Here is a 24,663-nt window from a genome sequence, read left to right as displayed (position 1 = left end):
CCCTCCGCGCTGCGCGCGTCACAGCGAGCCGGTCCGCTTCGCTCCCCGGCCGCTCCGCTCCGCGTGAGCGGAGGCGGCTCGCTCCGCTCACCACCAGGCGGCATGCGCTCCGCGCCCACCGCCAACCGCAGGGCAGGCGGGCCGCTCCGCGACCCGGGGCCGACCTCCGGCCGACCCGTGGCCTCCGCTGCGCTCCAGCCACTCAGGGCGCGCCCCCAACTCCCCGCGCGGGCAAGGTGTGCCACGCTCCGCGCGGCCCACCCACGGGGCTCACACCACAAGCAGCAGCAAGGGAAGGGGGGGTGACGGGCAGTCGGGAGAGTGACGGAGTGCGGGGGGCCGCCCTCTTGGGCCGGGGGTGTGGGTTGAGAGGCCGTCAAGGTGCCCCTATGGCCTGCGATAAGAACAGTCTATCGGCTTTCAGCCACGTTAGAGGGAATCTCAACATTCGGTGTGCTTCATTTTTAGTGTAGAGATAGACTATGGACTCAGAGCACACCGCCCCGGGCCACTTGGGGAGGTTGTCGAGATCTACCACACGGCCTTGTCAGTGCTCGGTGAGGCAGATCAGCAAGCCGATCGCGTCAGTTCAACCGTAGCTCTTATGGCTCGTCTACGTGCAGGTTTCCCGTTTCCCGCCGCTCCAGTCGACCGGACGGCATCCAGGAGAAGGCAGACGGATATGTCGACCACTAACCGCGTTGATCAGCGCGAGGCCGCCCAGCGAGAAGCCATTGACGCGGTCCTCCGTGCCCTCGAATTGCCTGCAAGATCACTTGTGCCCGAGCGAGGGCTTCGAACGCAGGTGATCATGGCGACCGGGTCCGGGAAGACCCGGGTGGCGGTCCGTAGCGCGGAGGAGCTCCATGCTGGCCGTGTGCTGGTGCTCGTGCCCTCGAAAGACCTGCTGACGCAGACCGAGGCCGCGTGGCGCGAGGGAGGCCGCCGGGGGCCGATGATCGGGGTGTCCTCGCTGGAGGGCGAGGATGCGCGCTTTCCCAACACCACGGACGTGGACGAGCTGGTGGAGTGGACCCAGGGCCTGGAGAAGGTCACCGTGTACGCCACGTACGCCAGCCTCGGGCTGGGCAAGCTGGAGCGGGCGCACGCGGTGGGTTTGGCGGCTTGGGACCTGATCGTCGTGGACGAGGCTCACCGGGTTTCGGGCCGGATGGGGAAGCCGTGGGTGGTCGTCCACGACAACCAGAAGATTCCTTCCCTGCGTCGCCTCTACATGACGGCCACGCCCCGGCTGTGGCAGCTCGGGGATGAGGACGAGGCCGGCGCACCCGGCGAGCTAGTGGCGAGCATGGAAGATGACCCGGAAGGCCCCTTCGGCAGCCGCTGTTTCACCTTGACGCTCTCGGAGGCCATCGACCGGGGCATCTGTGCCCCCTACCAGGTCGTATGCGTCGACATCACCGACACCGCGCTCCAGGCCGCGCAGCTCCTGGGCGCGGAGGGCCGCTCGGCAGAGGTCCGCGGGGCGCGGCTCGCTGCTCTGCAGACCGCCCTGGTGAAGGCGTCCGCTGAGGAGAACTTCCGGCGCACTCTCGTCTTCCACCACGTCGTTAAGGAGGCCGAAGCGTTCGCGGCCGGTCTCCCCGGCGTCGCCGCGCAGCTGCACGCGATCGACCCGGAGCTCTACCCGGCCACGATCTGGGCGGACTGGCTCTACGGCGACCACAAGGTCCTCCACCGCCGTCGGCTCCTTGGGGAGTTCGCCGCGGGGATCGCCATGGACGGCACCGTGGTGGAGAAGTGCTTCCTGTGCTCGGTGAAGGTGTTGGGCGAGGGCGTCGACACGAAAAACTGCGACTCCGTGTACTGGGCGGATGTGCGCGGCTCCATGTCCGACCTCGTCCAGGCCGTGGGCCGGGCGCTGCGGATGCAGCCGGGCGAGGGGAAGATTGCCAGCCTGGTCGTGCCGGTGCTGCTCGGGCCGGGCGAGACTGCGGACAACATGCTCACCTCCCGGGCGTTCGGCGGGCTGGCCAAGCTGCTGGAGGCGCTGCGGGCACACGACGCGAGGATCGTGGAGCCCCTTGCGGAGCAGCAGGCACCGAGCCGCTACAAGCCCGTCAGCAAGGACGACAGCGCGCAGAGCACGGGCGGGAGCGGCGAGGGCTCCGGGGGCGTCAGTGCCCCCGCCAAGGCCCTGCTGAAGTTCTCCACGCCCCGCGACCCGGCCGCGCTCGCCGCGTTCATCAACCTGCGGGTCCTCAACCCGGAGCACGAGCACTGGCGGCGTGGCGTGGAAGCGGCCGTCCTCTACGCCCGCGAGCACGGCGACCTGCGCGTCCCGTTCACGTTCCGCGTGCCCGCCGTCAACGACCAGGCGGCGGAAGACGCGGGGTGGCCGGCCTCGCTCGCCAACTTCCCACTCGGGCAGTGGACCGCTGACGCGCGCCGGTTCTACGCCCGCGGCGAGATGGACGAGGACCGCATCGCGCAGCTGGAGAAGCTCGGCATGATCTGGTCGCACTTCGACGTCGCGTGGGAGGAGGGCCTGACCGCCGCACGCGGGTGGGCCGCCGAACACGGCCACCTCCTGGCCCCGCTGGACGCCACCTACCAGGGCGCGGCGGTGGGCATCTGGTTGAAGAACGCGCGAGCAGCCGCCCGGAAGGCTGCCGAGAACGGGCAGCGGCGTGCGGAGGGGCTGCCGGTGGAGTCGTCGGCCGGGGCGCTGTCGGATGCGCGGCGCGAGCAGCTGGAGGACATCGACGCGTCATGGTGCCCGAGCTGGCCGGTCACCTGGCAGCGCTCCTTCCACCTCGTGCGGATGCACCTGGACGCCGGTGAGGCGCTGCCCACCGAGGCGGGCGAAGTCCTGCGCCAGGGCGAGGACCTCGGGCGATGGGTGACATCGGTGCGGTACGGGTGGGACCAGCTCACGACCGTGCAGCAGTGGATGTGCGAGCAGGTCCTCGGGATCACACCCGCGACCGAGGAGGAGAAGCCGCAACGGCCCCGTACGCAGGCCGACAAGTGGACCGCGAACCTGGCCGCGGCCCGGCAGTTCTTCGAGCGCGAGGGGCACCTGACGGTCCCGCGCAAGCACGTGGAGACCGTGCTGTCCGAGGACGGCTGGGAACTCCAGTTCCGTCTGGGGGCATGGGTCAACAACCAGCGGAGCAGGGCCACAGCGCTGTCCCCGGAACGGATGGAGCAGCTGTCCAAGGTCGGGATGCGGTGGTCGTGATGGACGTCGTCGTCACCGCGGCCGCCGCGCTCGCAGTCGGCTACCTGCTCGGACGGCTGCGCCCCTGGCGGCGTACGGGCGACCGGGCAGCCGATCAGGTCCGCTTCACCGGGCCGTGGGCCCGGGGCGGTTTCGGCCGCCAGGCCGTCGTCGTCCTGGTCCACGTCGTCACCGCGCCGCGCACCAGCTGGCGCATCATGCGCGCCCCGGCCGTTGACACGCAGGCGCCGGCGCCCGTACGCGATCCGGACTGGGTCGCCCACCGCACCCAGGCAGACAAGGGAGGCACCACGTGAGCACCGAGCAGCACGACGCCGACGCGTACGGCCAGGAGCTGGCCGCCATCAGCCACCACCAGCACGAGGCCACGAGCGCCCGGTTCACCGTCTTCCAGGCCCTGGCCGCCGCCGGGATCGGACATGAGCAGGCCGACGACATCGTCTCGAAGCTGGAGGTCGGGGCGGTGGCCGGCTCCCACACCTGGATCTCCGAGAGCAGCGCCCCGCACAAGTCCGAGCAGCGTTTCGAAGACGGCTGGCACGCCGGTGTCCGCGACGTCGCCAGCTACCTGCTGCGCATCGCCGACCGCACCGCCAGCGCCGAACGCGGGCGCGCCGCCTCCTGCGCCATGCTGCTCACCCACCTCCGGCAACCGGCTGCCCCTGCCCCGGAGCCGGAGCCGGAGCCGGTGGAGGAACCGGCCCCGAATCCGGCGCTGGATGCGAAGGACGTCCTGGCGGCCGCGGAGCGGTTCCCGTGGGCGCTGGCCGCGCCGGGGACGCGTCACTGGCCGGACGGTGCGTTCCTGGACGTCGCGCTGAGCACGGTGCGCGCCGAGGAACGCGAGGGGTACATCGAGCGCCTGGAGGTGTTCGTGGAGCAGCGCCGCGCCCGCTTGGAGGAGCTGCTGCGCGCGTACGGGCCGGGCAGCAGGCCCGCCTCGCACGGCCGGTACGCACTGGTCGGTCAGCCCGAGACCCTGGTCATCCTGGAGCGGATGGAGACCAACCCGTTCGGTCTGCGCGGCCAGTGGGAGAAGGAGCTGGAGTCCGTCTTCCTAGACGACCTCGAGTTCGCATGGGGGCCGCGCATCCGCCTCAGCCGGTGAACACCCGGGAACGAGCAGCGGGGCCGGGCCGGGTAATCCTGTCCGGCCCCGCTGTCATCGGTCAGCCGAAGTCGAGCGTGTCCTGGGCGAAGTCGGCCGGGGCCGGAGTGGGCGGGGGCGCCGGCGGTCCGGCCGGGCGGGCGGCCTGCCAGCGTTCGGCCAGCTCGTCCTTCCAGCCCTTGGGTGGGGGCCACGGCACACCCCATTCGGCGAGCTGGGCGCGCGTCCAGGCGCCAGCGGGCGTGCGGGCGGCTTCGACTTCTTCAGGCGACGGCAGTTCAGGCATGTGTGGTGAACGAGCGGCACGCAGTAGCTGTCCCCCAAACCCGGTGCGGAAGCGCGAGAGGTCGGCTGTCTTACCCAGTCGAGCCCAGTCCTTGGGCAGCGGAGTGCTCGCATTCGTCGGGGCTTCCGTCCCGACAGGAGCGAAGAACACCTGGCCACTGTGTTCCCACGTGGTCGACTTCAGCGCGACCCGCTCGTCAAGAACCTCCTTCCGCAGCTGCAGGACCCCGTCTTCGTGCAGGGCACGGATGTAGTTCAGGAGCTCGATCGTTCCGACCATGGCCCAAGCGACGAGTGGCACTGCGCCGCGGAACCGCTCGAACAGTCCGAAGGCGTCGCCTTCCTGCCTACGTTCCATGTCGTGATGCACCACGTCCCCATAGATCCAGGCCATGGCCAATTTATGACGATCGAGACCCTGGTCCTCACCGGTGACCGTGTCACTGATCATGACCCAGTACCCAGCTTCCTCCGGCGTGGATGGATCCACTCGCAACCGCCATTCGGCACGTGTGGCCTTCACCCACTCCGTATCGAGCGGCAATGCTCGACAGAAGTAGCCCAGTGCCCCTAGCGCCTTCTGGTAGAAGCACGCGTCACCGTTCAGCAGAATCGGCCTGAGCCGTGCGGCGGCGGACTCGACTACTTCTTCGTCCGGAAATTCCTGTCTGATCCGCGTCTCACCATTGTCGAGCTGGACCACGCATATTTGCATCGTGGTCAGGGCGACGAGCGCATCCCAGTCCGCCGCGAGCGAGTGCTCTTCCACTCGGCGCGCACGTAGCACAAACGCCTCAAGGCAACCCTGGTGCCTCGCCTCGACGGTTCCCGGCTCGCCACTTCCCACTGTTGCTCCCCCACTCGCAGCCAGCCGCCAAGTATCGGCTGGGGAACAGCATGGCGCGGCCCCGCTGAACCATCCACCCGATTGACCCCATGGGCTTGCCCGCTCCACCAAGTGTCCGTGAGCGCATGGAGAGCGCCCGGCTCCGGCTGGCCCCTGGCCGCTTCCGCCGCTCGGAGATCAGGCGGCGCTGAACTGGTGGGCGGGGCCGCCGCGCCACTCCACCCACTGCGGGTCATCCAGGATGGCATCGGGGTCGGCGACGCCGGTGCCCTCGAGGAACACGACCAGGTCGTGGTCGCTGTGAGGTGAGGCTCCCAGAGCATTTGGTCTGGGAGCCTCACTCTCCCATGGCTACATCAGCGAGCCGATGGCCTGCTCCGCCATCTGGACACCGACAGTCGCAGCCATCGTCGCGCCCGCAGCCGTCAATCGCTCCTTAACCTGTCCTGCCAGATGACGAAGCCGGCCCTGCTCGGGTGTTTCCGACGACGCCTCATCGTGCAGTTCTTGAGCAACACGTTCAAGTTCTACGCGCTGAGGGCCATCCATGCCCAGGGTGGCGCTGATCTGCCCCACATACCCAGCCAATTGGATGAAGGCACTTGGGTCGACACCACTGCTGTTGTTTTGGGTGAAGTTCTGCTGCTCGCCAACGATCACGCCTTGGGCGTTCGGCAGATATGTGTTGTAGGTGGCGCCGACCAGCCCGCGCCGGTCCTGAGCACTGGGATCTCCGTCGTAGTTCTCCACGCAGTCCTGCCCTTCCGCAGTGATCTCAGCTCGGACAGGCCCCATTCTGCCCATAACTTTGGTTCCCTTGATCAGGCCCTTGTCTGATAGATAACCAGCTGCCCGATCGACTTCCTCCAGGGTCAACTCGTCCCCTTCGAACGTCGCTTCGAGGGTTCCGACGAAGCCGTCGATGATCGGAAAATGAACGCTTTGATCCTTTTGTGCCCACAGCCACCGCAGAAGCGACTGGCGGGCAGCCTTGCTGCGCGCCACTGGTGACGCCCTGCGCTTCAGGCTCTCCTCGACCAGGTCCAGCCCGTAGGGCGTCAGATTGGCCGCAGGGGTCCCCAGGGTTGCGAAACGGTCATCCAGTCCGCCCTTGCTCTTCCCGTACGTCAGGAGGTCAAAGCCCTCCCGTTCTTCAAGGCCGTGCTCCACAGCGAACGGGCCAAGGTCCACGTCGGCTTGGGGATGGCCCTCTGCTTGCTCGTACACCCATTCCAGGAGAGGGGCGTAAAGCTTGCTGTACTCAACTGCCATGTACGGCTCCTTCTCGTTGAAGAAACCATAGAAGCAAGTTCCGACAATAGACATCCAGTTGGCTGAATTAGGTGTGATCTACCATCTTCGTACCTGAACGGGAGTATCCCCATTGAGACCGCTTCAGGCCGCACCTCTGGTCAACGACGGCGGTGGGCTCGTGCACTCCACCGGTCCGCTCGCGGGCGAGCGGACCAACCAGTTCCTCGTCGTTCGCGGGTGTCGTCGACCACGTCGGCTCGCTCTACGCCTCGACCGGCACGACTGAGAACGAGTGGGACCACGAGACGTTCCAGTGCATCTTCTTCGTCCAACCTGAAACGTCGGCCCGGCCCGCCGGGTAGGGCACCGGACCACCACGGCCCTCATTGACGGGCCGTACGGAGTCTTCCGTACGGCCCGTCAGGCGTAGGGCTCCGGTCAGCGGAAGAGGAACGGGACCCGGCGCGCCTTCCGTTCGGCCTCCTCCTCCAGCCGCCGTGCATCCTCCGTCGCGCGGGGCGGTCATAACCGCTGATCGTACGGACACAATCCCGCGCGAACTCCGCGACCATCGGCCGGACTTCCGCTCCGCGATGGTCCGACCGCCAGGCCGCCCGCCGTCTTCCGCCGCCGCCCGGCGGCCGGCGGCGCGGATGCCCAGCCGGCGCGCCAGCCGAAATCCCGCCCCGATCCCCGCCGCGCACCCCGCACGACCACGCCCGCCCTTTTCTCTTTTCTTCGTCGGGCACGGGAGCAGGGGCAGCAGAGGGGATGTCAGGCCCCCGACCACGGGCGGAAACAGGCGGTGACCTGCTCCGACGCCGACCGGTACGGAAAAGGGGGGTGCGGCTGTCGGCGGGGTTGTCGGACTGGTGGTCGGGGCGACCACCAGTGGTGTTGTCGCATCGTGACCAGATCCGGCTCTGGTGGTCAGAGCTGTGGTCGGGGGTGGCTGCTGCCCTGGGACTCGCAGATGCGGCGTCGGCCGGAGAGGCGCCGCCCATACGGGAGGACCGGGAGCATGACGAACACGAATGTCGATGCGGGTGGTGGGGACCGGCTGGCCTTGGCGGTGCTCACGCAGTACCGGATGGGCACCACCCAGCAGCTGCACCGGGTGCTGGCACCCCGAGTGCGGATCGAGCAGACCCGCCGCCGGCTGGCGAAGCTTCGCGCCGAAGGCCTCGTGGACCGGGTGACGCTGCCTCAGGCCGGGCGGCTGCGTGCCTGGTTCCCCACCGGGTACGGGGTGCGGGTCGCCATGGAGTGGCCGGAGCTGAGAGGGCGGAGAGCACCGCGTCGGGCCTCGCGCTCGGCCGCCTTCGTCGCCGCCTGCTCCTCGGCTGCCCGCCGTAGCTGTGCCTTGTACTCCGCCTGGCGGGCTCTGAACTCCTCTTGATCGCGGGCTTCGGCCGCTTCGTGGCGGGGGTTGCTGATCGCTTCCAGGAGCGACTGCGGGTGGTCGCGGCCGAAGCGGGCGAACACCGGATCTTCCCGTCGTAGACGTGGTGGCCGCCCTTCTGCCGCTCCCCCTGCCAGAGGTGGCGGGTGAGTTCTTGCAAGCGCGGGATCGTGCGGTTGGGGTTGCGGTCGCCGATGCGGTTGAACACCAGCAGCACTGGCGGGTGCGACACGTCGCCGGGCCGTCCCCTGGGGGCCGTCCAGCGCGTGCGCCACATTGGGCGTTCCTTGCCGTCGGTGTCCTTCATCTTCCGCCGGAGGAACCGGGCGTACTTCTCCAGTTTGTCGGCCAGCTCTTCCGCAGTTTCGTGGCAGTTGTCGACCTCAATGAACAGCAAGGGCACCTTGTCCTGCGGTGCGGTGAGGACGATGTCGGCCTGGGCGCCGCCCTTGCCAGGCGCGTTCCACGTGCCTGTGGCGGGCAGCGGGACCTCGGTGAGGTACGAGGCAATCGTGCCGACACCGTCCGGCGCGTCGACGACGGCCTGGGCGGCCGCCTGGACGTCGGGCGGGTCCCCGGCGAGCTTGGCCATGTCCGGCTTCGGGCGCAGCAGCGCGATGACGGTCTCGTTGACGGCCATGGGGTGGGAGGCCCCGCTGGAGCCCGCGCCGCGTGCGGTGGAGCCCATCTCTCCGTCACCGGGCGCCGCAGTTCGTAGGAGGCGGCCTCCAGGCCCTTGATGGTCAGATTCCGCAGCCTCTCCCCCCGTCTCGGTGGAGCCGCCATTCTCGGCGAGGCCGTGCTTGCGCATGTCGGAGAGCGCGCCGGTGTGCGAGGCGGTGCGGGCCTGCTTCTGCTGCGACGGCGTCTCCTTGTCGGCGTGCCGGTGGGTCAGGTGCGGTGCGCCGATCCGCTGGATCTGATCGGCCGTGGCCACCTTCAGCGCTCCGAGCACGCGCAGCACGTCGCCGCGGTAGTTGTTCGTCGACCCCGCCGGGTTGTTCTTCCGCTTCCCCGCCATCAGCTCTGCTCCTTCGTTGCTCGCGGTCGGCCGCCGGCTGACCGCCGACCGCGCCCGGTCTGGGAGGGCGTGCGGGCCCCCCGACACCCGATGATCTCCTCCCCTACAGACATCAGAGGAGAGAAGAGGGTTGTGACGGCGCAGAATTCGCGCCGATTCACGGGCTGACCAGGGGTTTTCTCTCGCCTCCAGAGGTCGGGCACCAAAGGGGGATCCCAAGGGCCCTCCGAAGTGGGGCCCGCAGGAACCTGCCGCGGCTTGCCCGCCACGGGCCGGCCTTCTGGGCTTGATCGGCTGGTGGCCTGCCTGCCCCCGGCCCTGGGGTGGGTGGTCGTCATCGCCTGGTCTCCTTCGCTGCCCCGGCCGGGGTGTCCGGTCGGAGGAGCAGCGTGCAGGCGGACCCCTTGTCCGCCGTCTGATGGCGGCCGGTAGCCGGGGTGGTCAAGGGAAAACGTGGCGCTCACGGCAGTGCGGCCGACCTGGACAAGGGGTCGGTCGCCAGGGCCTGCGTCCGAGTCGAAAGCTGGACAAGGGTGCCGGGTTTGACCCTGGCGGACCGATTCATCCCGTTCTCTGGAGTGGGGGAGGAATCTCTGGTCTCTGTCCACAAGGGCGCGGCTGAATCCTGCTGGGGAGTCGTCGTGATCCACGCGGCGACCGCAGTTGAGGAGACCTCATGCCGTACCTGATCCCGCCCCGTACGCCGCTCACCGAGGAGCAGGTGGAGCGCGCCTTCGACTACGTCATCGAGTTGCAGCTGGGCGGTGGGAGCCATGTCGCCGGCCGCGCGGACGCCGACCCGGAGCTGGCCTTCCTGCTGCTGCGGCTGGCCGAGGACATCGTCTTCCCCGCCACCGCCGTCTCGGAAGATGACGACCTGTACTCGGACTCCTTCGCCCTGGACGAGGTCGGGTGCATCCTGCTGTCCGCGCTGCGGGACTGGGCGCGGGACTCCCCCACCACCGGCGCGCTGGGCATCGCCCGCACCATCATCCGGTTCACGGTGGACGTCATCCCGGACCCCGATGACGAGGACACCGCCACCACTCTGGAGACGATGCGGGACGAGCACCGGGAGCACGCCCGCACAGTGCACTGCGTGGCTGGCGCCCACCAGTAGCCGCGCCCTGGCCGCACCGAGTCGATGCCCACCCGGTGCGGCCAGCACCTCCACGCGGTGGGCTCCACCGAGTGGAGCCCACTCGATGCGGTGTTCCGGGTGTGCCCGGTGCGGTGCGTTTCCCCTTGACACGGGCCTGTGTCAAGGGGAAACGCGGCAGGGTGCGCGGGGGTGGATGCACGGCATCGTCACCACGATGCTGTGCACTCAGGGGCGATGCCGTGCATCCACCCGGAGAGTGCACGACATCGTCGGCGAGCATCGAGTGGACCGCGCCGGGTGCACTCAACGGCCGGCTTCTGGCCCGCGGTGTCGGTCCGGCTGCTGAGGGCGGTGCGCCCGCTGATCGTCCTCGCGCACCGGGTGCGGTGCGGGAGCGCCCTGTGGGCCGGGGTACTTCTTCGCCCTGGCGGCGGCTTCGTCGCCGGCCTTCGTGAAGACCTCCATCGCGCGGCGCAGCTGCTCCGCGGTGAAGTCCAGGGCCTCCACGTCCGTACGCGATGCCTTCAGGGCCCGCAGCTCCTTGAAGTCAATCGCCTCCCCGGCCCCGACCTCCGGCTCCTGGTCGTCGTCCTCGGGACCGGCAGCCGGAGGCGCGAGCAGCTGCTCGGGCATCGCCGCCTGCTGGTGCCGGGCGACGTCGTACGCCCGGCCCCGCACGGCGGTGGCGGTGGTGGTGCGCAGCTTCTCCCGCACCACCGCACCGGCGAGGACCGCGCGGTCGTACTGCAGCGGGATCCGGGGGATCTCCCACTCCCCCGCGTCCTGGCCCGGGGGCCGGGGCGCGGCCGGCTCGCCGGGGTCGGCCGGGGGCTGCCGGTCCGGGTCGGGTGCGGGGGTGGGTGGGCGGCGCCGGGCGGGGAGGTCGGACAGGGCCCACCGGGCGGTGTAGAGGCGGTACTCCGACAGTCGGCCGATCGTGGTCTTCGGCTCGCTGATGTCCAGGCAGTGGGTGGAGATGGCGGCGGCCACGATCTTCTCGTCCAGGCCCGGGTCGCGGCGGCGGCCGCGCTGGACGAGGGCGAGGTGGCGGCGGGCTTCGGCGAGCAGGTGCCTGCGGTGGAATCGGCCGCCTTCGTTCATCACGAACACCGTCGCGGCGACGTCGACGGCCGCCAGGGCGACGTCGACCACGGCGGCGACCCGGGCCCGGATCGCGGCAGCCGCGGCGCGGGCGTACTCGAGGAGGGAGTTGATGACGTCGGCGGCGACACCGGAGGTGAGGATCGCGCTCGCCTTCCACCAGGCGCGCAGCTGCGCGAGCGGCCGGGTCTTCTGCTTGGGCGGCCGGGTCTTGCGGGCGGCGATCTGGTTCAGCTTGGCGCGGGCCCGCTCGGAGACCACGGGCAGGAACTTCAGGGTGCCGTCGTCTTTGACGGCGGAGACGTACTCGTGCTCCAGGTCCTCCCTGCAGGCGGCGATCTGGTCGCTGCGCCGGGAGGTCCAGCGGATCAGCTCGTGCGGCACCCCGGCAATCTCCATCACCGGCCGGCGCCCGGGGGTGACGGTGCGCGGCTCGGTCGCCAGCCCCAGCTCCTCGCAGACCTCAGCGGCCACGAGCTCGTTGTAGAGCGCGGAGGCGGCCACGGTGTTCTCGTACAGGGCCAGGGAGTGGATCGACCCCCACTTCCCGTCCAGGCGCTGCCCCTTCACCGACAGCAGCAGATGGTCATGGAGCAGCGGCATCCCGGAGCGCGCCTCGTAGTGGCGGAAGCGGGCGGCGACCAGACCGCCGGGCGGCCGCACCCGGTGGATGCCGTCCTTGCCGTAACGGACCACCGCCACCTCGTCCTCGATCCACTCCAGCACCCGTACGATCGCCCGCTCGTGCGCGGCCTCGATCACCCGCCGGGTCTCCTCATCCCCCAGCGCCCACAACAGGTAGATCGTCGGCTGCGGCCGGAAGACGAAGTCGACACCGGTGACCGCCACCTGACGCCCGAGGGCACCGGCCCGATACGCCTGCTTCGGGGACTCGCCCGCGGCGAGCAGGCCGGCCTCGATCCGGCCCGCGTCCGGGTGCCGGCCCCACTCCCCGAACAGGTTCCGCAGCTGCGCCTCGGTGACTTCCTCACCCGGCGCGAGTCCGAGCGCGGCAAGTCCCCGGCCCATCCATCGCCCCGCCGGGACACCGGCTTGCTCCTGGGCGGCGCGCAGCGGCGTGCGGGCCGGGCGGCGGCCGTCGCCGACGACGGTCTGGCGCAGGTAGTAGCGGTACATCTGACCGGCTCGGATGACCTTGATATCCACTGTCATGGAGACCACGTCACACGGCTCTGACCTGCAAGAAAAGGCCGATCGGCGGTGCGTCCCGCCAGGCGGGAGCAGCGGCCGAACTTTCTTCTCAGGTGCCCGTCAGGCGGGAAGCGGCCCCGGGCCGGAAGCGAATGTCATCGCTCTCCGGCAGCCCTCACATCACGACCCGGGCGACACCAACAAGCACCACTGAGTGGTACCGAGTGCTTTCGAGTACCAGGGAACGCGCACGACCAACGAACGCCGCCCTACATCAGCCCCCGGCAACCGCCGGGGCTTCGTCGTGCTGCCCGGAGGAGACCTGTGCCCACCTTCGAGACCCTCCCCCGCTTCACCACCGACCTCCAACACCTCACCCCCGCCCAGCGCCGGCGCTTCCACCGCGTTGTTCTCAACTCCTTCATCCTCGACCTCGGCGCCGGATGCTTCCGCCCGGGGCTGCCAGGCCGTGACCCGGCCGCCGGATCATCGCTCCCCGGAGAGGACCTGAGCGATACGGCGTTCGACGCCTTCCGCGATATCCCGGTATTCGGGCCCGCATGAGCTGAGCTGGAGCGATGGGTAGTTGAACGTCTGGAAGCGCAGCTCAACCAGGCCGGTACGGGCGTTGTCGTCCAAGCGAATGCAGTTCTTCGTCTCATCAGGCGGATAAATGGCGTCAAGGTGGCGCGCCGGAGCAACGGGCAAGCCGAACTCGGAGTCGGTGAGTGCGTCCACCAGTGTCTCCTTGTCGTACGGGACACCGCTCCGGTGGATGACGTCGAGGCACCAGCGCACCGGACCCAGGCCTTCGTATCCGTTGATGCCGAGACCTCTGTAGCCGGTGACCGCGTCGGCTGGCGTGATGGTGTGGAAGACCGCCAGACGCCGTAGCAGGCCGCTGCTGCACCAGGCTCCGGCCTGGAAGTGCCGCGCCCATGCCCCGGTGTTCCAGCGCTGCTCGAAGGCCAGCTCTTCCGCCGACCACTCTTGGGCGCCGCGCCACAATGGATGCCACGCGATGTCGGCCAGGTTCTCCAGGACAGCTAGTTCATGTCGCTTCCAGGCCGCTGACGGCAGGCCGGTCAGCCAGGCGGAGGTACGCCGACCCGCGACGTGAATCTCGATGCCACGCTTGGTGCGCTGTCGGATCCGCAGGCCGAGCATGCCGTGTACTTCGCCGTCCGGTTCGTATGACGGCAGGATTCGGTTCAGGAGCCGGCCTGCGCGCTTCTCATTTTCCACCGTCAGCTCGATGGTGTCTCGGTGCGGTCGTACGCACCGGATCCCGAAGGAGAACTCCGTGAAGTCGGTGTGGGAGTCAATGACCTCGTGGAGGAGATCAGCTTCGAAGTTGCGCTGGTCCTCGCTCGCGGCGGGCGGGATGGGTGGTTGGTCGGGACACAGACTGGAGCGAGCCTGTGTGTATAGCTCGTTCGTGTACTGGGTGCGGCGCTGGGCGCGCTTGCTGATCCGGTCACGACGCATCGGAGGGTCCTGTCCCCGTACCGTCGGCCCTTCGGTACGGCGGGAGGAAACCGCTACCGGATGTTGTGCGCGTGCAGTGCTGTGGTGTGAAGCCGACCTCCTTTGTCCCCTCCGGAGGACGCTCGGATGGGGCCGAAAGCAGTCCAGGGAACCCGGCCCAACCACGGCCGCGGGACCGGAGCATATCCAGGCGCCGCGCCGCGCGTGATGGCTCGTCACCCATTCGTGGGCGCGTCTCCACGTCGCCGGGCTGGGATGACTTCAGCCCGGCGATGACAGGGCCCGCCCCGTTCTCTTCTGCGTGTTCGAGAGGCAGCCAAGGAGCGGCCTAGTAATATTCGGCCGCATGAGCATCCCAAGCCCGCGTGGTGATCGAGAGAAACTAATCACCTCGCTCACACCGAAGTTGCGACGCCATTTGAAGATCCGCGCGTTCGAGCACGGCATGGACATCCAGGACGCGACCGAACACGCCATCAAGGCCTGGTACGCCGCGACGGACGTGCCGGAGGTGGAGACCGACGGGGCGAAGACCTGGGGCACGTTCTTGCCGACTGGAGAGCCGGAGACGTTCAAAGCTGCCTGCACCAAGCGCGGCGTCACCTACGTACAGGGCCTCGCCCAGGCGTTGACGCTCTGGCTCGACAAACATCCCTCCCCCAGCGCCCCGTTGACTCATCAGCCTGTTCTGCGGGTCATAGTGGCCAACCAGAAGGGCGGCGTCGGCAAGACGTTCATCTCCAGCGGTATGGCGCAGGCCCTCGCCGAAGCCGGCCACCGGGTCCTGATCGTCGACTACGACCCGCAGGGCCACCTCACGGCGGAGCTCGGCTTCGAGGACGTCATGTACGAAGAGGACGTTGAGACGCTCCTCATGCACATGGACGGCACCGCCAAGGGCGACATCCACGAGCTGCTGGTCGCACTGGACCAGGAGCGCTTCGGTGAGCGTCTTCATCTGCTGCCGGCATCGGACGATGCCTTCCTCCGTGATGTCGCCCTGTCGAAGGTGTCGTTCAGCGAGGCCGCCCTCGAGCGGGCCTTGGAGCCCCTGGAGAGTGACTACGACGTCATCATCATCGACGGCCCGCCCAGCCTGGGCCTGAACATGGACACGGCGCTCTACTACGTACGGCGCCGCGACGGTGAGCTCGCCGACCGCTCGGGGGTCATCACCCCGGTATGGGCCAACAAGGCGTCCCACCGCGCCTTCCGGCTCCTGAAGTCGCAGAAGGACGACCTGTGCACGAAGGGGCGCATCCAGGTCGACTACTTGGGTCTGGTCGTCAACGCGTACGACAGCCGCCGCGGCAAGCTCGTCAAGGAAAACAAGGACCAGTGGGAGCTCAGCACCTCCCCCGCTGTCCTGGCGGTGATCGGCGATCTGAAGGAAGGCCGCGAGGCTGCAGACGGAGAGATCCCTCTGCTTGAGTACGCACCGGACAGCGAGCACGCGCACGCGATGCGCGACCTGGCGAAGGAACTTGCGGTATGAGCGAGACCAAGAAGCCCCAGCGCGTTACCCGCGGCTTCAGCATGGGCGACGACGGGCAGAGCGGCGAGAAGCCCCAGCCGCGCCGTATCCGTACGCGGCAGCAGATCATCAACGGTGAGGGGAAGCGCCCGCCGGCTGCAGTCGCTCTGAAGCACCTGGCACACAACCCGTTCAACCCCCGCGGGGAACTCACCGACGTCGGGGAAACGGCCACCTCGCTGAAGGAACGCGGACAGCTCCAGCCCGTCGCCGTGGTGCGCCGCGCCGCGTTCCTGGCCGTGCACCCGGGCCAGGGAGCGGAGATCGGTGAAGCCGAGTACGTCGTCATCGACGGCAACCGGCGCCTGGCCGCAGCCACCGAGGCTGGCCTGGCGGAACTGCGGATCGACGTCAACGACGATCTCGCGGCCAGCGCTGAAGACATGCTCGAATCAGCGCTGATCGCGAACATCCACCGCGTGGACGTGCCCCCGATCGATCAGGCCCGCGCAATTGAGGATCTACTCGGCAAGCACGGTTCTCAGGAGAAGGTTGCCAGGCGTCTGGGCAAGTCCGGCGCCTGGGTGTCTCAGCGTCTCGCGCTCCTGGAGCTCCCTGAGGATCTTCAGAAGAAGGTTGAGACGGGCGAGTTGAAGGTGAAGGAAGGACGGCGCATCGGGCGTCTGCCCGCCGGGAAGCAGCGCGAGGAGGCGGATAGGGCTCTTAACCGGGTTAAGGCCCCCCGCAAGCCGCGCGGCTCCGTCAAGACTCAGCTCACCCCGGTGCCTCCCCAGGCCACCCCCCAGGATGAACCCAAGGAAACACAGTCGCCGACCCTTAACCCGGTTAAGAGCGAGGAGACCACGGATGCGCCCGTGGACGCCGTGCCGTGGGAAGACCCGCACGCCCTGGTGAAGCTGGCGCGGGCGCGGATGACAGAGGAGAACTTCCGTGAAGCCGGGGAGTTCTGGATGAACCTGGTGAGCGGAGACTGACCCAAACCCTTAACCGGGTTAAGACCGCGCCGTATACAGAGGGGTCTCGCCGAATCGGCGAGACTCCTTTCACGTGCAGGTATGGGGCGAATCCATGGGATCGCGCGGGAGGCCCTGGCGGCTGCGTGCGAACGGACAGCGCGGGTGCTGCGCAAGGACCTGCCGTATCGGAACGCAAAAAGGCGGCCCCTCGCCCCGGATGTTCCCGGGGCGAGGGGCCGCTTCGTGGGTCAGGGTGCCTTGGTGGCGAGGGTGTCGTCGATGAGGACTTCGGGGGCGGGGTCGGTGGCGGAGCGTGCGGTGGTGGTCTTGTCGATGGCGGGGGCGAGCGCGTCGTAGACGCGGCCGGAGACGGCTTCCTGGTCGGGGAAGTCGGGTCCGAGCCAGCCGGGGTGGGCGTCGCCGTCCAGATGGCTGAGGTAGGTGACGAGCTGGGCGCCGGTGAGCGTGATGCGGACCATGCCTCGCTGTCCGCGTTCGCCGTCGGCGGGGGTGGTCGTGACCTTCTTCAGATCGTCGGGGCGGGGGACTGAGTGCCGGAGCCGCACGCGGTGAGCGTCAGCGCGGTGGTCAGGACGGTGGCGGCGAGGGCGGCGGTGTGGCGGATCTGCTGCACGGGGGTTATGCGTCCAGGGTGATGGCGGGGTCGATGGTGCGTCCGGCGAAGGCGTGGGTGAGGAGCCGGTACGGGCCGGTCCAGGCACCGTGGATCCGACTCCTGGGGCAGTGGAGTACGCCGGTGAGGGCGCCCTCGGTGTCGGGGTGGATGAGGACCAGGGCGACGGGGTCGGCGTCCAGCGGCTGATCGGGAAGGGGGCGTCCTCGCTCCACGCCGCGCCCGCCGACCTGTACGGCGGCGTCGCCGCGGCCGGTCCAGGGGGTCGGCTGCTGGCGGGCGGCGAGTAGGGCGGTGAACTCCGCGACGGCTTCTTGGTCGTCGGGGTGCATCGGTCCGGTGCCGTGCCCGCAGCGGCGAAAGCGGGGCGTCACGAACTGCGGGCCCGGCGGTACAGCCACGGTCCGAGCCTGGTGCGGAGCGGGGCCATGTTCTTGATGGCGTCGGCGAGCAGTTGCCCCAGGTCGGCCATGTGCGTTTCGGCGAACCACTGGGGCTGGTAGTCGTCGCCGTGGCAGACCGGGCACAGGTGCCCGTGGCCGTCGTCCTCGCGCCACGACGGGCAGCCGAGGTCTTGGCATGTCGGCCGGGTGGGGTCTTCGCCGATGCCGGAGCAGTACGGGCAGCGGGTGAAGCGGTAGTCGACGGGCGCGCCGTGGTGGAGGTCGGAGTGGAGTGTGGCGAGTCCCCGGATGCCGTTCTCGCGCAGGAGGGCGTCGGCGGCAGGGATTTGGCGGCCGATGGGGGTGTGGTGGTGGTCGGCGAGCATCGTCACGGCGGTGCACCAGGCGAGGGTGGAGCGGTCGACCGGCACAGGGCGGCTGGGGGCCCACGGGTCGTCGGGGGCGGCGGGCGGCGCGGCCGGGGCGGTGAGCGGGATGCCGTGGGTGGCGAGTTGGGCGGTGACGTCGGCGGTGCGGCGGGTGAACTGGTCGAAGACGGTGTACATCGGCGGCCCTCGCATTCGGCTGGGGCGCCGGGGCCCGAGTCGGGCCCCGGCGGCGGGCGGGTGGAGGGTCAGGACGTGGCCGGTACGGGCGCGGCCTTGTGGCCGTTGCGGTGCGCCCGCGCCTCGGGCTCCACGAGCAGGCGCAGGTAGGCGGAGGAGATGACCCCGCAGTGGCTGCATGTGGCGCGGAATCCGGTGCGGCCGGTGCAGCCGGAGGCCGGGTCGCGCGGCTTGCCGGAGGGTCGGAGGTCGTGCTCGCAGACGGTGTCGTCGGCGTGCAGCGACTCGATCGTGATGGTGATGCGGGCCACGGGCTGCTCCTGTTCGGGGTCGGGGAAGGGGAGTTGGTGGAGCGTGGTCGTACGGGCGCGCCCCCGGTTGGGGCGCGGCGGGGTGGGCGGCTCGGTGCGGACGAGCGTGGTCTCGGGGAGGAGTCCGAGCTGTCCGGCGGCGGCCGCGCGGGCGGCGAGGGTGAGCGAGCGGGTGACCCGGTGGTGCCCGTGGTCGATCCTCAGATGGCACAGCTGGCAGGCGGCGAGCAGATTCGTCTCTCGCACGTCTTCGGGGGTGTGGTCGAGGTGAGCGGTGGTGAGGCCGACCACGGACCCGGTGTCCGGGTGGATCTCCTCGTGAACGGCGGGGCAGCGGCCGCCGGGGTGCGTCAGACCGCAGTGGCCCGTGCACTCGCAGCGGCCGCCCGCCCTCACGAACCGGATCCGCGCGCTGATCTCGTTCCAGTCGCGCGGGTACCGGTGCAGGTTCTCGGGACGGATGGGCACGGCGGCTCCGCTACTCGCCGCCGGCGGCCTGGCGCTGCTCGAACTCCTCGATCAGTTCGCCCAGCGCGCTCGGGTCACCGGCGTGGCCCACCCACACACCGGCCTCGGTCCACACCGGCACTTCGCCGCTGTCCTCCCCGTCGAACCAGCAGACGTACGGCCCGTACCGCTCGATGACCGCCGTGGCGGCGGCGGCCGGGTCGGACAGCGGGGGCGCGGTCTCCAGTACGGCGAGGGTGGTGACGATCAGCCACATCGGCTCGTCCGGCGTGCGGGGGAGCCGGAGGTAGCCGGTGACGCGCAGCTGGTCGCCGGGGACGAGCTCGTGGAGCACGGTGTGCGCGAGCTCCGAGTCGGCGACGCTGCAGGGCAGGATCATCTCGTCCGCGCGCTCGTCCGTCGGGGAGACGGTGAGCCGGAATCGGGCCGTCGATCCGTGCAGGTCGCCGGGCGCGGTCTCTTCGTCCAGGTACCCGTCCAGGGCTATCGCGTCGGTGTCCACGGGTCAGCCGGCCTTGCGGACCGGCGCCTGGTGGGCGGCGTCGTACGCCTGAAGGACCGTCTTGCGCATCATGCCCGCGTCGGCGACCTGGTGGCCATTGGCGCGCGCCCACGTCCTGATGGCGGCGAGCTGCTCGCGGGTGCGGCCGCTGCCCAGGCCCGTACGGATCGGGGTGGGCGCGGTCGCGGCCGCCGTGGTGCGGGTGCCGGCCTTCACGGTGCGCAGCTGCTCCTGCGCCTTCTCCAGTTCGGCCTTGGCCTTCGCGACCTTCGCTTCGGCCTCGCGCTGCGCGGCCTCGCTGTCGCGGCGCTCAGACAGCTCGCAGAGGTCGGCGGTGATGCGGGTGGCGCGGCTGCGGACCGAGGCGGCCGGGTGCGCGGCCGCCCAGGCGAGCAGCTCCTGCACCTCGGTGGAGACAGCGGCGCCCAGGGGGATGACCGGGACGTTGATGGCCGGGGCGTCGGCGACCGTGCGGGGCAGTCCGAGGACCTGGTCGGCGATGAAGTCGCTGAGCTCGCTCTCGCTCAGGCCGGTGGCCTCGCGGATGGCCTGCTGACTGTCGCCGTTGTTGTGCATCGAGATCGCCATGGCCTCGTGCGCGGACAAGGCCGGGGCGGCGGGGGTGGTGTTCGTCATGGTGGGTGCATCTCCGGATTCCGGGAGGAGGGGGAGCAGGGCGGTGAGGGTGTCGGGGTCGGTGGGCAGCCCGAGGACGTCCAGGAGCAACCCGAGGTCGTCCTTGTCGCGGGAGGCGCGGGCGGTGACCCGGGCCGCGGCGGCGAGCTGCTGCGCCGGGGTCGGCTGAAGGGGCAGCGAATCGGCTTCGAGCGCTTCGGTCCAGTCGGTGAACATCACGCGGCCTTGCCGCTGGCGACCAGCTCCAGCACGTGCCGGTTGGACGCCGCCTGTCGGGCGGTGATGGGTTCCTTCCAGCGGTTGTACGGCTCGGGCCGGGTCGGGATGAGCTCCAGCTCCAGCCGGGCGAGCGCCTGTTCCCGCACGGTGGGCGGGACGACGCGCGCCGACCGCTGCCGCAGACGTCGGCGGTCCTGTTCGGCCACCACCGCGACCCAGTCGTCACCGAGGCGTGCCACGAGGTTCTTGCGCAGCTGCTTGCGGTCGCGGACGGTGGTCGCCGCCCACACCCCGGTCTTGGTCAGGTCGGGGTTCGCGAGCGCCCACTTCAGGCAGCCCTGCACGATCGGGCACCCGGAGCAGGCGTGGGTGGCCTTGGTGAGCGCCTTCTCCCGGGCGTCGCGGTTGTCGCCGGTGTGGATGTCCTCGATCTCGAACAGGGCGGGGTTCGTGCGGCAGCGCAGGGGCTGCTCGGTGTGAGGGAAGGGGATGCGGTCGTCGGCGGGGATGATGGCCGGCGCGTTGGGGACGCCGGTGCGGTTGCCGTTCATGAGGTTCCCTCCGGTGCGTGCAGGTCGGGGAGCTGGAGGCGGACCTGGTCCACGAGGTCCTCGCTGGGCTTCCACGGTCCGAGCGCGCCCGCCGGGATGGGGAGGGCGAGCTCCTGGACGTCGGCGAAGACCAGGTGGAACCGGCCGGGCTCGGCCCACGGGGTGCAGCGCCCGTCCCCGGCGTGGACGTCGGCGAGGCGGGCGACGCCGATGACCGCGCCGCGCTCCAGCTGACGGCCGCGGATCGTGGTGGCGACCAGCGGCAGGCGCAGCGCGGCACCTTCGACGGCGAGTCCGGCGTGCAGGAGGTAGAGCCCCAGCGGCCAGCCCGGGGAGGGCCGGTTTTCGATCGTCTTCTCGCCGGTGAGGAGGCAGGTCGCCCAGGGCTGGCGAACCGTGATGCCCCGGATCCAGTCGACGCGTGTCTGGCTCATGCGACCCTCGCCACCGCGTGGGTGCCGGGGCGTCCGGCGCGGCGACCGTTGATGCTGGCCACGTTCACGTGCTCGCGGCCGGCCACCACCGGGATGCCCGTGTGCTTGCCCGCGTACATCGCGGCGTCCGCACCGCGCAGCAGGGCGGACAGGTCCCGGGTGCGCAGGGTGTCGGGGGTGGCGGCGCCGACCGAGGCGGCGACGTCGACCAAGTGGCCGTCGACGTCGACCGGCTCGGACAGCGTCCGGGCGAGCTGGGCGAGGCGGACCTCGCGGCGGCTGGGGCCGATCCGCGTGGCCACGGCGAACTCGTCCCCACCGAGGCGGCCGACGACTCCGCGGCTGCCAGCCCACTCGATCAGGCGCTCACCGGTCGCGGTCAGCGCCCGGTCGCCCGCCGCGTGGCCGTGGCCGTCATTCAGAGCCTTGAAGTGATCGAGGTCGATGAGGGTGACCATCACGGTGTCGCCGTACCGGTCGATGAGGTGTTGTGCCCGACGCTCGAACCCCGCGCGGCGCTGAGCACCGGTCAGGGGATCGCGGTGAGCGTTGGCGAGTTGGCGGTGCAGGGCTACCGCGTGGAGGGTCCAGCCGGTGAGCGGGACCGCGAGGGTGGTGATGAGAAGCGCGCGTTGTCCGGGACGGGCCTGCACGCGTGCGATGGAGGTCATACTGGTGACTCCCTCTCGTCTTGTACGGGATGGGTGGCCCGGGGCAGGCGACGGTTTCGACGCCTATGGCGCCTGCTCCGGGGCGTAACTACAGCTCGTAGAGCTTCTTGCTGCTCCAGCTGAACGGGTTGGACTAGAGGCCGGCCTTCGCCGCCGCCCAGTCCAACTCCCAGCCGTCGCGGACTCCGCGTGCTCCCCAGCCGCCGTCCTGCTGTCCGGGGATCTCGCGTCCGGCCTGCCGCGCGGCGAACGCGGCGTCGTAGACCTGGTGGGCGCGGTTCAGGGCCTCGGTGACCGAGGACGCCTGGCCGGTGAAGACGTGCCCTCCGTGCTGCGCCCGGCTGGTGTCGTGTATCGGGACGTCCACCTCGTAGAACTCCAGGTGCGGCATGACGCCCTCTCCTTCCTGTCGCTGGTCGTGGCGGAACACCGCGACCGCCCCGGCCGGTGAGGCCGGGGCGGCACGGAGGAACGCCGCTCTCGCGCGGGACGGGTCAGCGGTTCGCGGCCGCCGTCACGATCTCGGCGTGGTCGAACGCGAGGTCGGGGAGCGCGTCCAGGGGCCACCAGCGGGCGGCGGTGGCGTCGTCCCCGGCCGTCGGTGGCGGCACAGGGCGGCGAGCGTGGGGACCAGGTGGGCGGTCTCTTCATCCGGGCCCCAGCCCGGGGAGTAGCCGGGCCACGAGCGGATTTCGCCCTCCAGCCACAGCGCCATCGGCTGTCCGAGTTCGGTGACGCTCTGCGGCGCGCGCCACCGGCGGCGGTCGGGCCAGCTCAGCCACGGGAATTTCACGAGAGTCCTCCAGAGCAGGGGAGTTGGACGTCGAAGCGCTACGGCCCGGCCTGGTGCCGGGCCGTAGCGCTCGTTGCTGGGACGGGGCGGGCTGACGGGGCACCGTGCCGTCCCGGCGGGCGAGGCCGGGGCGGCACGGTGCTGCGTCAGGCGGCGGTGCTCTGCGCGGTGGCCGCTTCCTCGCGTGCGGCCTCGTTCTCGGCCTGCCGGTTCTGCCGGATGACCTTGCCGACGATCTGGTGGGTGACCTTCTCGGCTTCGGCCTCCAGCTCGGCCTCGATCCGGTACAGACTGCGCGCGTCACGCTTGGACAGGATGTGCGTGCCCATCTCGTGCCGGGTCAGGGCGATGCGCCGCTCCAGAGCGCCCTTGCGGCACAGCTGGTCGACCTCGACGAACGCGAAGACGAGGTTGGCGCCGATCTCGCCCTTGCGGCGGCGCAGCCGCTTGGAGTTGAGCAGGACCAGGATCGTTTTCTTCGGCGCGATCACGGCGACGGAGTACAGGTCGCCCGGCTTCGAGGTGAAGCTGAGCACCTTCTCCATGTGGACCTTGGCGGGGACCCCGGCGGCCGTGCCCTGCGCCGTGGCGGCGTGGCGGCCGATCCGGTTGGTGGTGGTGACCACCAGTTCCACGGCGGTGAGCGGGCGTCGGCCGAAGTGCTGTTTCACCAGCTTCTGCGCGGTGGGCGCGATGTCGGCGATTTGGGCGGTCAGGCGGCGCGAGGTGAACAGCCCGTCGCGGGCGATGGACACCTGGTTGGGCGTGGACTTCGGCATGCTCAGTGCCTTCCGGCTCGGTGGGGTGGGCTGATTGGCCACCGCACCGCCCCGGCCCTCGAGGCCGGGGCGGAACGGGCAGTCCGTCAGGCCGCAGAGAGCGCCTTGTGGTTGTCGACCGGCTGGGAGACCGGCAGGCCGGCCTCGCGGGCAGTCAGGTGCTGGTGGAGCTGGGCGAGGCTGGTGATGGCGACCGGTGCGTCCTGCTCAGCGGTCAGCAGGGTGAACTTCCTGTCGCTGGCGCCGTAGTTGTCGGCGACGCAGACGAAGTGCAGCTGGACGCCGGGGGCGAGGAACAGGCTGGCCTCGCCGTTCTCGTAACCGCCCCACCGTTCGGCGACGGTGAGGAACGACCCGTCGTCGGAACGGTCCAGCTTGATCCGGGCGGCCAGCGCGGCCTGGCCGGCGGCGTCGCGGGCAGCCACTGCGGCGACGGTGGTGATGCTGTCGGCGAGCGAACCGGGCAGGGCCGGAACGTTCTTGTTCGGCACGCGGTAACGGCTGTTGTTCAGCAGCCGCCGCAGCGGGGTCAGTACGAGTTCGACGAGACCGTCGACGGCGACAGCACCGACGACGACGACCGCCCCGGCGAACGCGATGGTGGCTCCGTCGGTCCAGGAGACGGGGGCGATCTGATAGCCGACGTAGGCACCGGCCGCGCCGCCGATCAGCGCGGACGCCATACTCGCGCCCTCGATCATCGAACTGGCGATCTGGTGGGCGGTCCGGCGCGGGGTTGAGGTCATGATGGGGGAGCTCCTTCATCTGTCGGATGCGCTCTGAGAGGGGGAGGGGCGTGCTCCGGGGCGGCCTGGTTCGATGCCTGCGGCCGCCCCGGGCGCTCAGTGGCCGGCCGCGTGGGCGGCGGCGGTGGTGCGGACGGTGTCCGCGAGTAGCACGGTCATCTCGTGGCCGTGGTCGACGGCGTCCTCCAGGCGCTCGATGAGCTCCGGGGGCAAGCCGCGGTTGCGGGCGCCGGTCAGGACGCCTTCGAGGTAGAGGACGTCGGCCAGGACGCGGCCGCGGACGTCCAGGACGCCGGGCTGTACGGCGAGGGCGTCGGTGTTCTTCGCGGTGGCCAGGGCCGCGTGGTCGGCGGCCCCGGTGTACGCGGTCTCGGTCTGCTCGCTCAGCAGGCTGTCGACCTGAGTGGTTCCGCCGTACGCGCGGCGCCAGCCGAAGCGGGCGGCGGCGGCTTCTATCAGGGAGCGGCGGGCGAGGGACACGGTGACCTCCGGGGGAGGGCCGGTCGCCTGGTCTTGGCTGACCGGGCGGACACCGAACGGCCCCGCGCGGCCGC

The 24,663-nt window shown here is 70.2% G+C and carries 24 protein-coding genes and 2 pseudogenes; 7 read left to right on the top strand and 19 right to left on the bottom strand.

Annotated elements, in window-relative coordinates; genetic code table 11:
• Positions 1–682 precede the first annotated feature (682 nt).
• Genes OG700_RS37280 through OG700_RS37270 form a run of 3 tightly spaced genes read left to right on the top strand, consistent with a single transcriptional unit; the run spans position 683 to position 4,313 of the window.
• Positions 683–3,205, top strand: a complete 2,523-nt coding sequence (locus OG700_RS37280; protein WP_331762491.1) for a Helicase associated domain protein — start codon at positions 683–685, stop codon at positions 3,203–3,205.
• A complete protein-coding gene (locus tag OG700_RS37275) occupies positions 3,205–3,501 on the top strand; it encodes a hypothetical protein (protein ID WP_331762489.1) in 297 nt (98 codons plus the stop codon). Before OG700_RS37280 ends, OG700_RS37275 begins: the two co-directional genes overlap by 1 nt.
• The gene (locus tag OG700_RS37270) at positions 3,498–4,313 is read left to right on the top strand and encodes a hypothetical protein (RefSeq protein ID WP_331762487.1); all 816 of its coding nucleotides are present in this window, start codon (positions 3,498–3,500) and stop codon (positions 4,311–4,313) included. Before OG700_RS37275 ends, OG700_RS37270 begins: the two co-directional genes overlap by 4 nt.
• A 61-nt stretch (positions 4,314–4,374) precedes the next feature.
• Here the strand turns inward: OG700_RS37270 and OG700_RS37265 are convergent, their stop codons facing one another.
• Both OG700_RS37265 and OG700_RS37260 read right to left on the bottom strand, forming a co-directional pair.
• A complete protein-coding gene (locus tag OG700_RS37265; protein WP_331762485.1) occupies positions 4,375–5,367 on the bottom strand; it encodes a hypothetical protein in 993 nt (330 codons plus the stop codon).
• Between the two features lie 429 nt (positions 5,368–5,796).
• Positions 5,797–6,717 carry a hypothetical protein gene (locus tag OG700_RS37260; protein ID WP_405622378.1) on the bottom strand — a complete coding sequence of 307 codons (921 nt, stop codon included), beginning with the start codon at positions 6,715–6,717 and terminating at the stop codon, positions 5,797–5,799.
• Between the two features lie 955 nt (positions 6,718–7,672).
• On the opposite strand from OG700_RS37260, the gene OG700_RS37255 reads away from it, so the two are divergent.
• Positions 7,673–8,098, top strand: a complete 426-nt coding sequence (locus OG700_RS37255; RefSeq protein WP_331762495.1) for a replication-relaxation family protein — start codon at positions 7,673–7,675, stop codon at positions 8,096–8,098.
• Positions 8,099–8,468: 370 nt separating this feature from the next.
• Here OG700_RS37255 and OG700_RS37250 read toward each other — a convergent pair.
• Positions 8,469–9,122, bottom strand: a pseudogene (locus OG700_RS37250) (hypothetical protein); the annotation flags it as partial.
• 676 nt (positions 9,123–9,798) lie between these two features.
• Between OG700_RS37250 and OG700_RS37245 the strand changes: the two are divergent.
• A complete protein-coding gene (locus OG700_RS37245) occupies positions 9,799–10,242 on the top strand; it encodes a hypothetical protein (RefSeq protein ID WP_331762481.1) in 444 nt (147 codons plus the stop codon).
• 285 nt (positions 10,243–10,527) lie between these two features.
• On the opposite strand, the gene mobF is transcribed toward OG700_RS37245, so the two are convergent.
• Complete coding sequence (gene mobF, locus OG700_RS37240; protein ID WP_331762479.1) at positions 10,528–12,498, bottom strand: MobF family relaxase; 1,971 nt, start codon at positions 12,496–12,498, stop codon at positions 10,528–10,530.
• A gap of 465 nt (positions 12,499–12,963) precedes the next feature.
• Positions 12,964–13,965 carry a hypothetical protein gene (locus OG700_RS37235; protein ID WP_331762478.1) on the bottom strand — a complete coding sequence of 334 codons (1,002 nt, stop codon included), beginning with the start codon at positions 13,963–13,965 and terminating at the stop codon, positions 12,964–12,966.
• A gap of 346 nt (positions 13,966–14,311) precedes the next feature.
• Here OG700_RS37235 and OG700_RS37230 point away from each other — a divergent pair, with 346 nt between their 5' ends.
• Both OG700_RS37230 and OG700_RS37225 read left to right on the top strand, forming a co-directional pair.
• Positions 14,312–15,460 carry a ParA family protein gene (locus tag OG700_RS37230; RefSeq protein WP_331762476.1) on the top strand — a complete coding sequence of 383 codons (1,149 nt, stop codon included), beginning with the start codon at positions 14,312–14,314 and terminating at the stop codon, positions 15,458–15,460.
• Positions 15,457–16,434: a ParB/RepB/Spo0J family partition protein gene (locus OG700_RS37225; RefSeq protein ID WP_331762474.1), complete on the top strand. Its 978-nt coding sequence runs from the start codon at positions 15,457–15,459 to the stop codon at positions 16,432–16,434. Before OG700_RS37230 ends, OG700_RS37225 begins: the two co-directional genes overlap by 4 nt.
• Positions 16,435–16,664: 230 nt before the next feature.
• On the opposite strand, the gene OG700_RS37220 is transcribed toward OG700_RS37225, so the two are convergent.
• From OG700_RS37220 to OG700_RS37155, 14 genes and pseudogenes are all read right to left on the bottom strand, one after another.
• Entirely contained in the window at positions 16,665–16,982 is a 318-nt protein-coding gene (locus tag OG700_RS37220) for a hypothetical protein (RefSeq protein WP_405622374.1), read from the bottom strand.
• 73 nt (positions 16,983–17,055) lie between these two features.
• Entirely contained in the window at positions 17,056–17,451 is a 396-nt protein-coding gene (locus tag OG700_RS37215; protein WP_405622372.1) for a hypothetical protein, read from the bottom strand.
• Complete coding sequence (locus OG700_RS37210; RefSeq protein ID WP_331762468.1) at positions 17,421–17,999, bottom strand: hypothetical protein; 579 nt, start codon at positions 17,997–17,999, stop codon at positions 17,421–17,423. The genes OG700_RS37215 and OG700_RS37210 overlap by 31 nt, the downstream gene beginning before the upstream one ends.
• A 68-nt stretch (positions 18,000–18,067) precedes the next feature.
• Positions 18,068–18,778 (bottom strand): hypothetical protein, encoded by a 711-nt coding sequence (locus tag OG700_RS37205; RefSeq protein WP_331762466.1) that lies wholly within the window; start codon positions 18,776–18,778, stop codon positions 18,068–18,070.
• Between the two features lie 10 nt (positions 18,779–18,788).
• Entirely contained in the window at positions 18,789–19,280 is a 492-nt protein-coding gene (locus OG700_RS37200) for a hypothetical protein (RefSeq protein WP_331762464.1), read from the bottom strand.
• 3 nt (positions 19,281–19,283) lie between these two features.
• Entirely contained in the window at positions 19,284–20,132 is an 849-nt protein-coding gene (locus OG700_RS37195) for a histone-like nucleoid-structuring protein Lsr2 (RefSeq protein ID WP_331762462.1), read from the bottom strand.
• Positions 20,132–20,686, bottom strand: a complete 555-nt coding sequence (locus tag OG700_RS37190) for a WhiB family transcriptional regulator (protein WP_331762460.1) — start codon at positions 20,684–20,686, stop codon at positions 20,132–20,134. Before OG700_RS37190 ends, OG700_RS37195 begins: the two co-directional genes overlap by 1 nt.
• A complete protein-coding gene (locus OG700_RS37185; protein WP_331762458.1) occupies positions 20,683–21,120 on the bottom strand; it encodes a hypothetical protein in 438 nt (145 codons plus the stop codon). Before OG700_RS37185 ends, OG700_RS37190 begins: the two co-directional genes overlap by 4 nt.
• The gene (locus tag OG700_RS37180; protein ID WP_331762456.1) at positions 21,117–21,791 is read right to left on the bottom strand and encodes a GGDEF domain-containing protein; all 675 of its coding nucleotides are present in this window, start codon (positions 21,789–21,791) and stop codon (positions 21,117–21,119) included. The genes OG700_RS37185 and OG700_RS37180 overlap by 4 nt, the downstream gene beginning before the upstream one ends.
• A gap of 133 nt (positions 21,792–21,924) precedes the next feature.
• On the bottom strand, positions 21,925–22,182 hold the full coding sequence (locus OG700_RS37175) for a hypothetical protein (RefSeq protein ID WP_405622368.1): 258 nt from the start codon (positions 22,180–22,182) through the stop codon (positions 21,925–21,927).
• A 270-nt stretch (positions 22,183–22,452) separates the two neighbouring features.
• A pseudogene (locus OG700_RS37170) lies at positions 22,453–22,506 on the bottom strand (hypothetical protein); the annotation flags it as partial.
• A 224-nt stretch (positions 22,507–22,730) separates the two neighbouring features.
• Entirely contained in the window at positions 22,731–23,363 is a 633-nt protein-coding gene (locus OG700_RS37165; RefSeq protein ID WP_331762452.1) for a hypothetical protein, read from the bottom strand.
• 86 nt (positions 23,364–23,449) lie between these two features.
• Entirely contained in the window at positions 23,450–24,109 is a 660-nt protein-coding gene (locus OG700_RS37160; RefSeq protein ID WP_331762450.1) for a hypothetical protein, read from the bottom strand.
• A 96-nt stretch (positions 24,110–24,205) separates the two neighbouring features.
• The gene (locus OG700_RS37155) at positions 24,206–24,589 is read right to left on the bottom strand and encodes a hypothetical protein (protein WP_331762448.1); all 384 of its coding nucleotides are present in this window, start codon (positions 24,587–24,589) and stop codon (positions 24,206–24,208) included.
• Between the last annotated feature and the right edge of the window lie 74 nt (positions 24,590–24,663).

Source organism: Streptomyces sp. NBC_01508 (assembly GCF_045040315.1).
In the GTDB taxonomy this organism is placed as follows: Bacteria; Actinomycetota; Actinomycetes; order Streptomycetales; family Streptomycetaceae; genus Streptomyces.
This window is presented reverse-complemented; position numbering and strand designations above follow the sequence as displayed.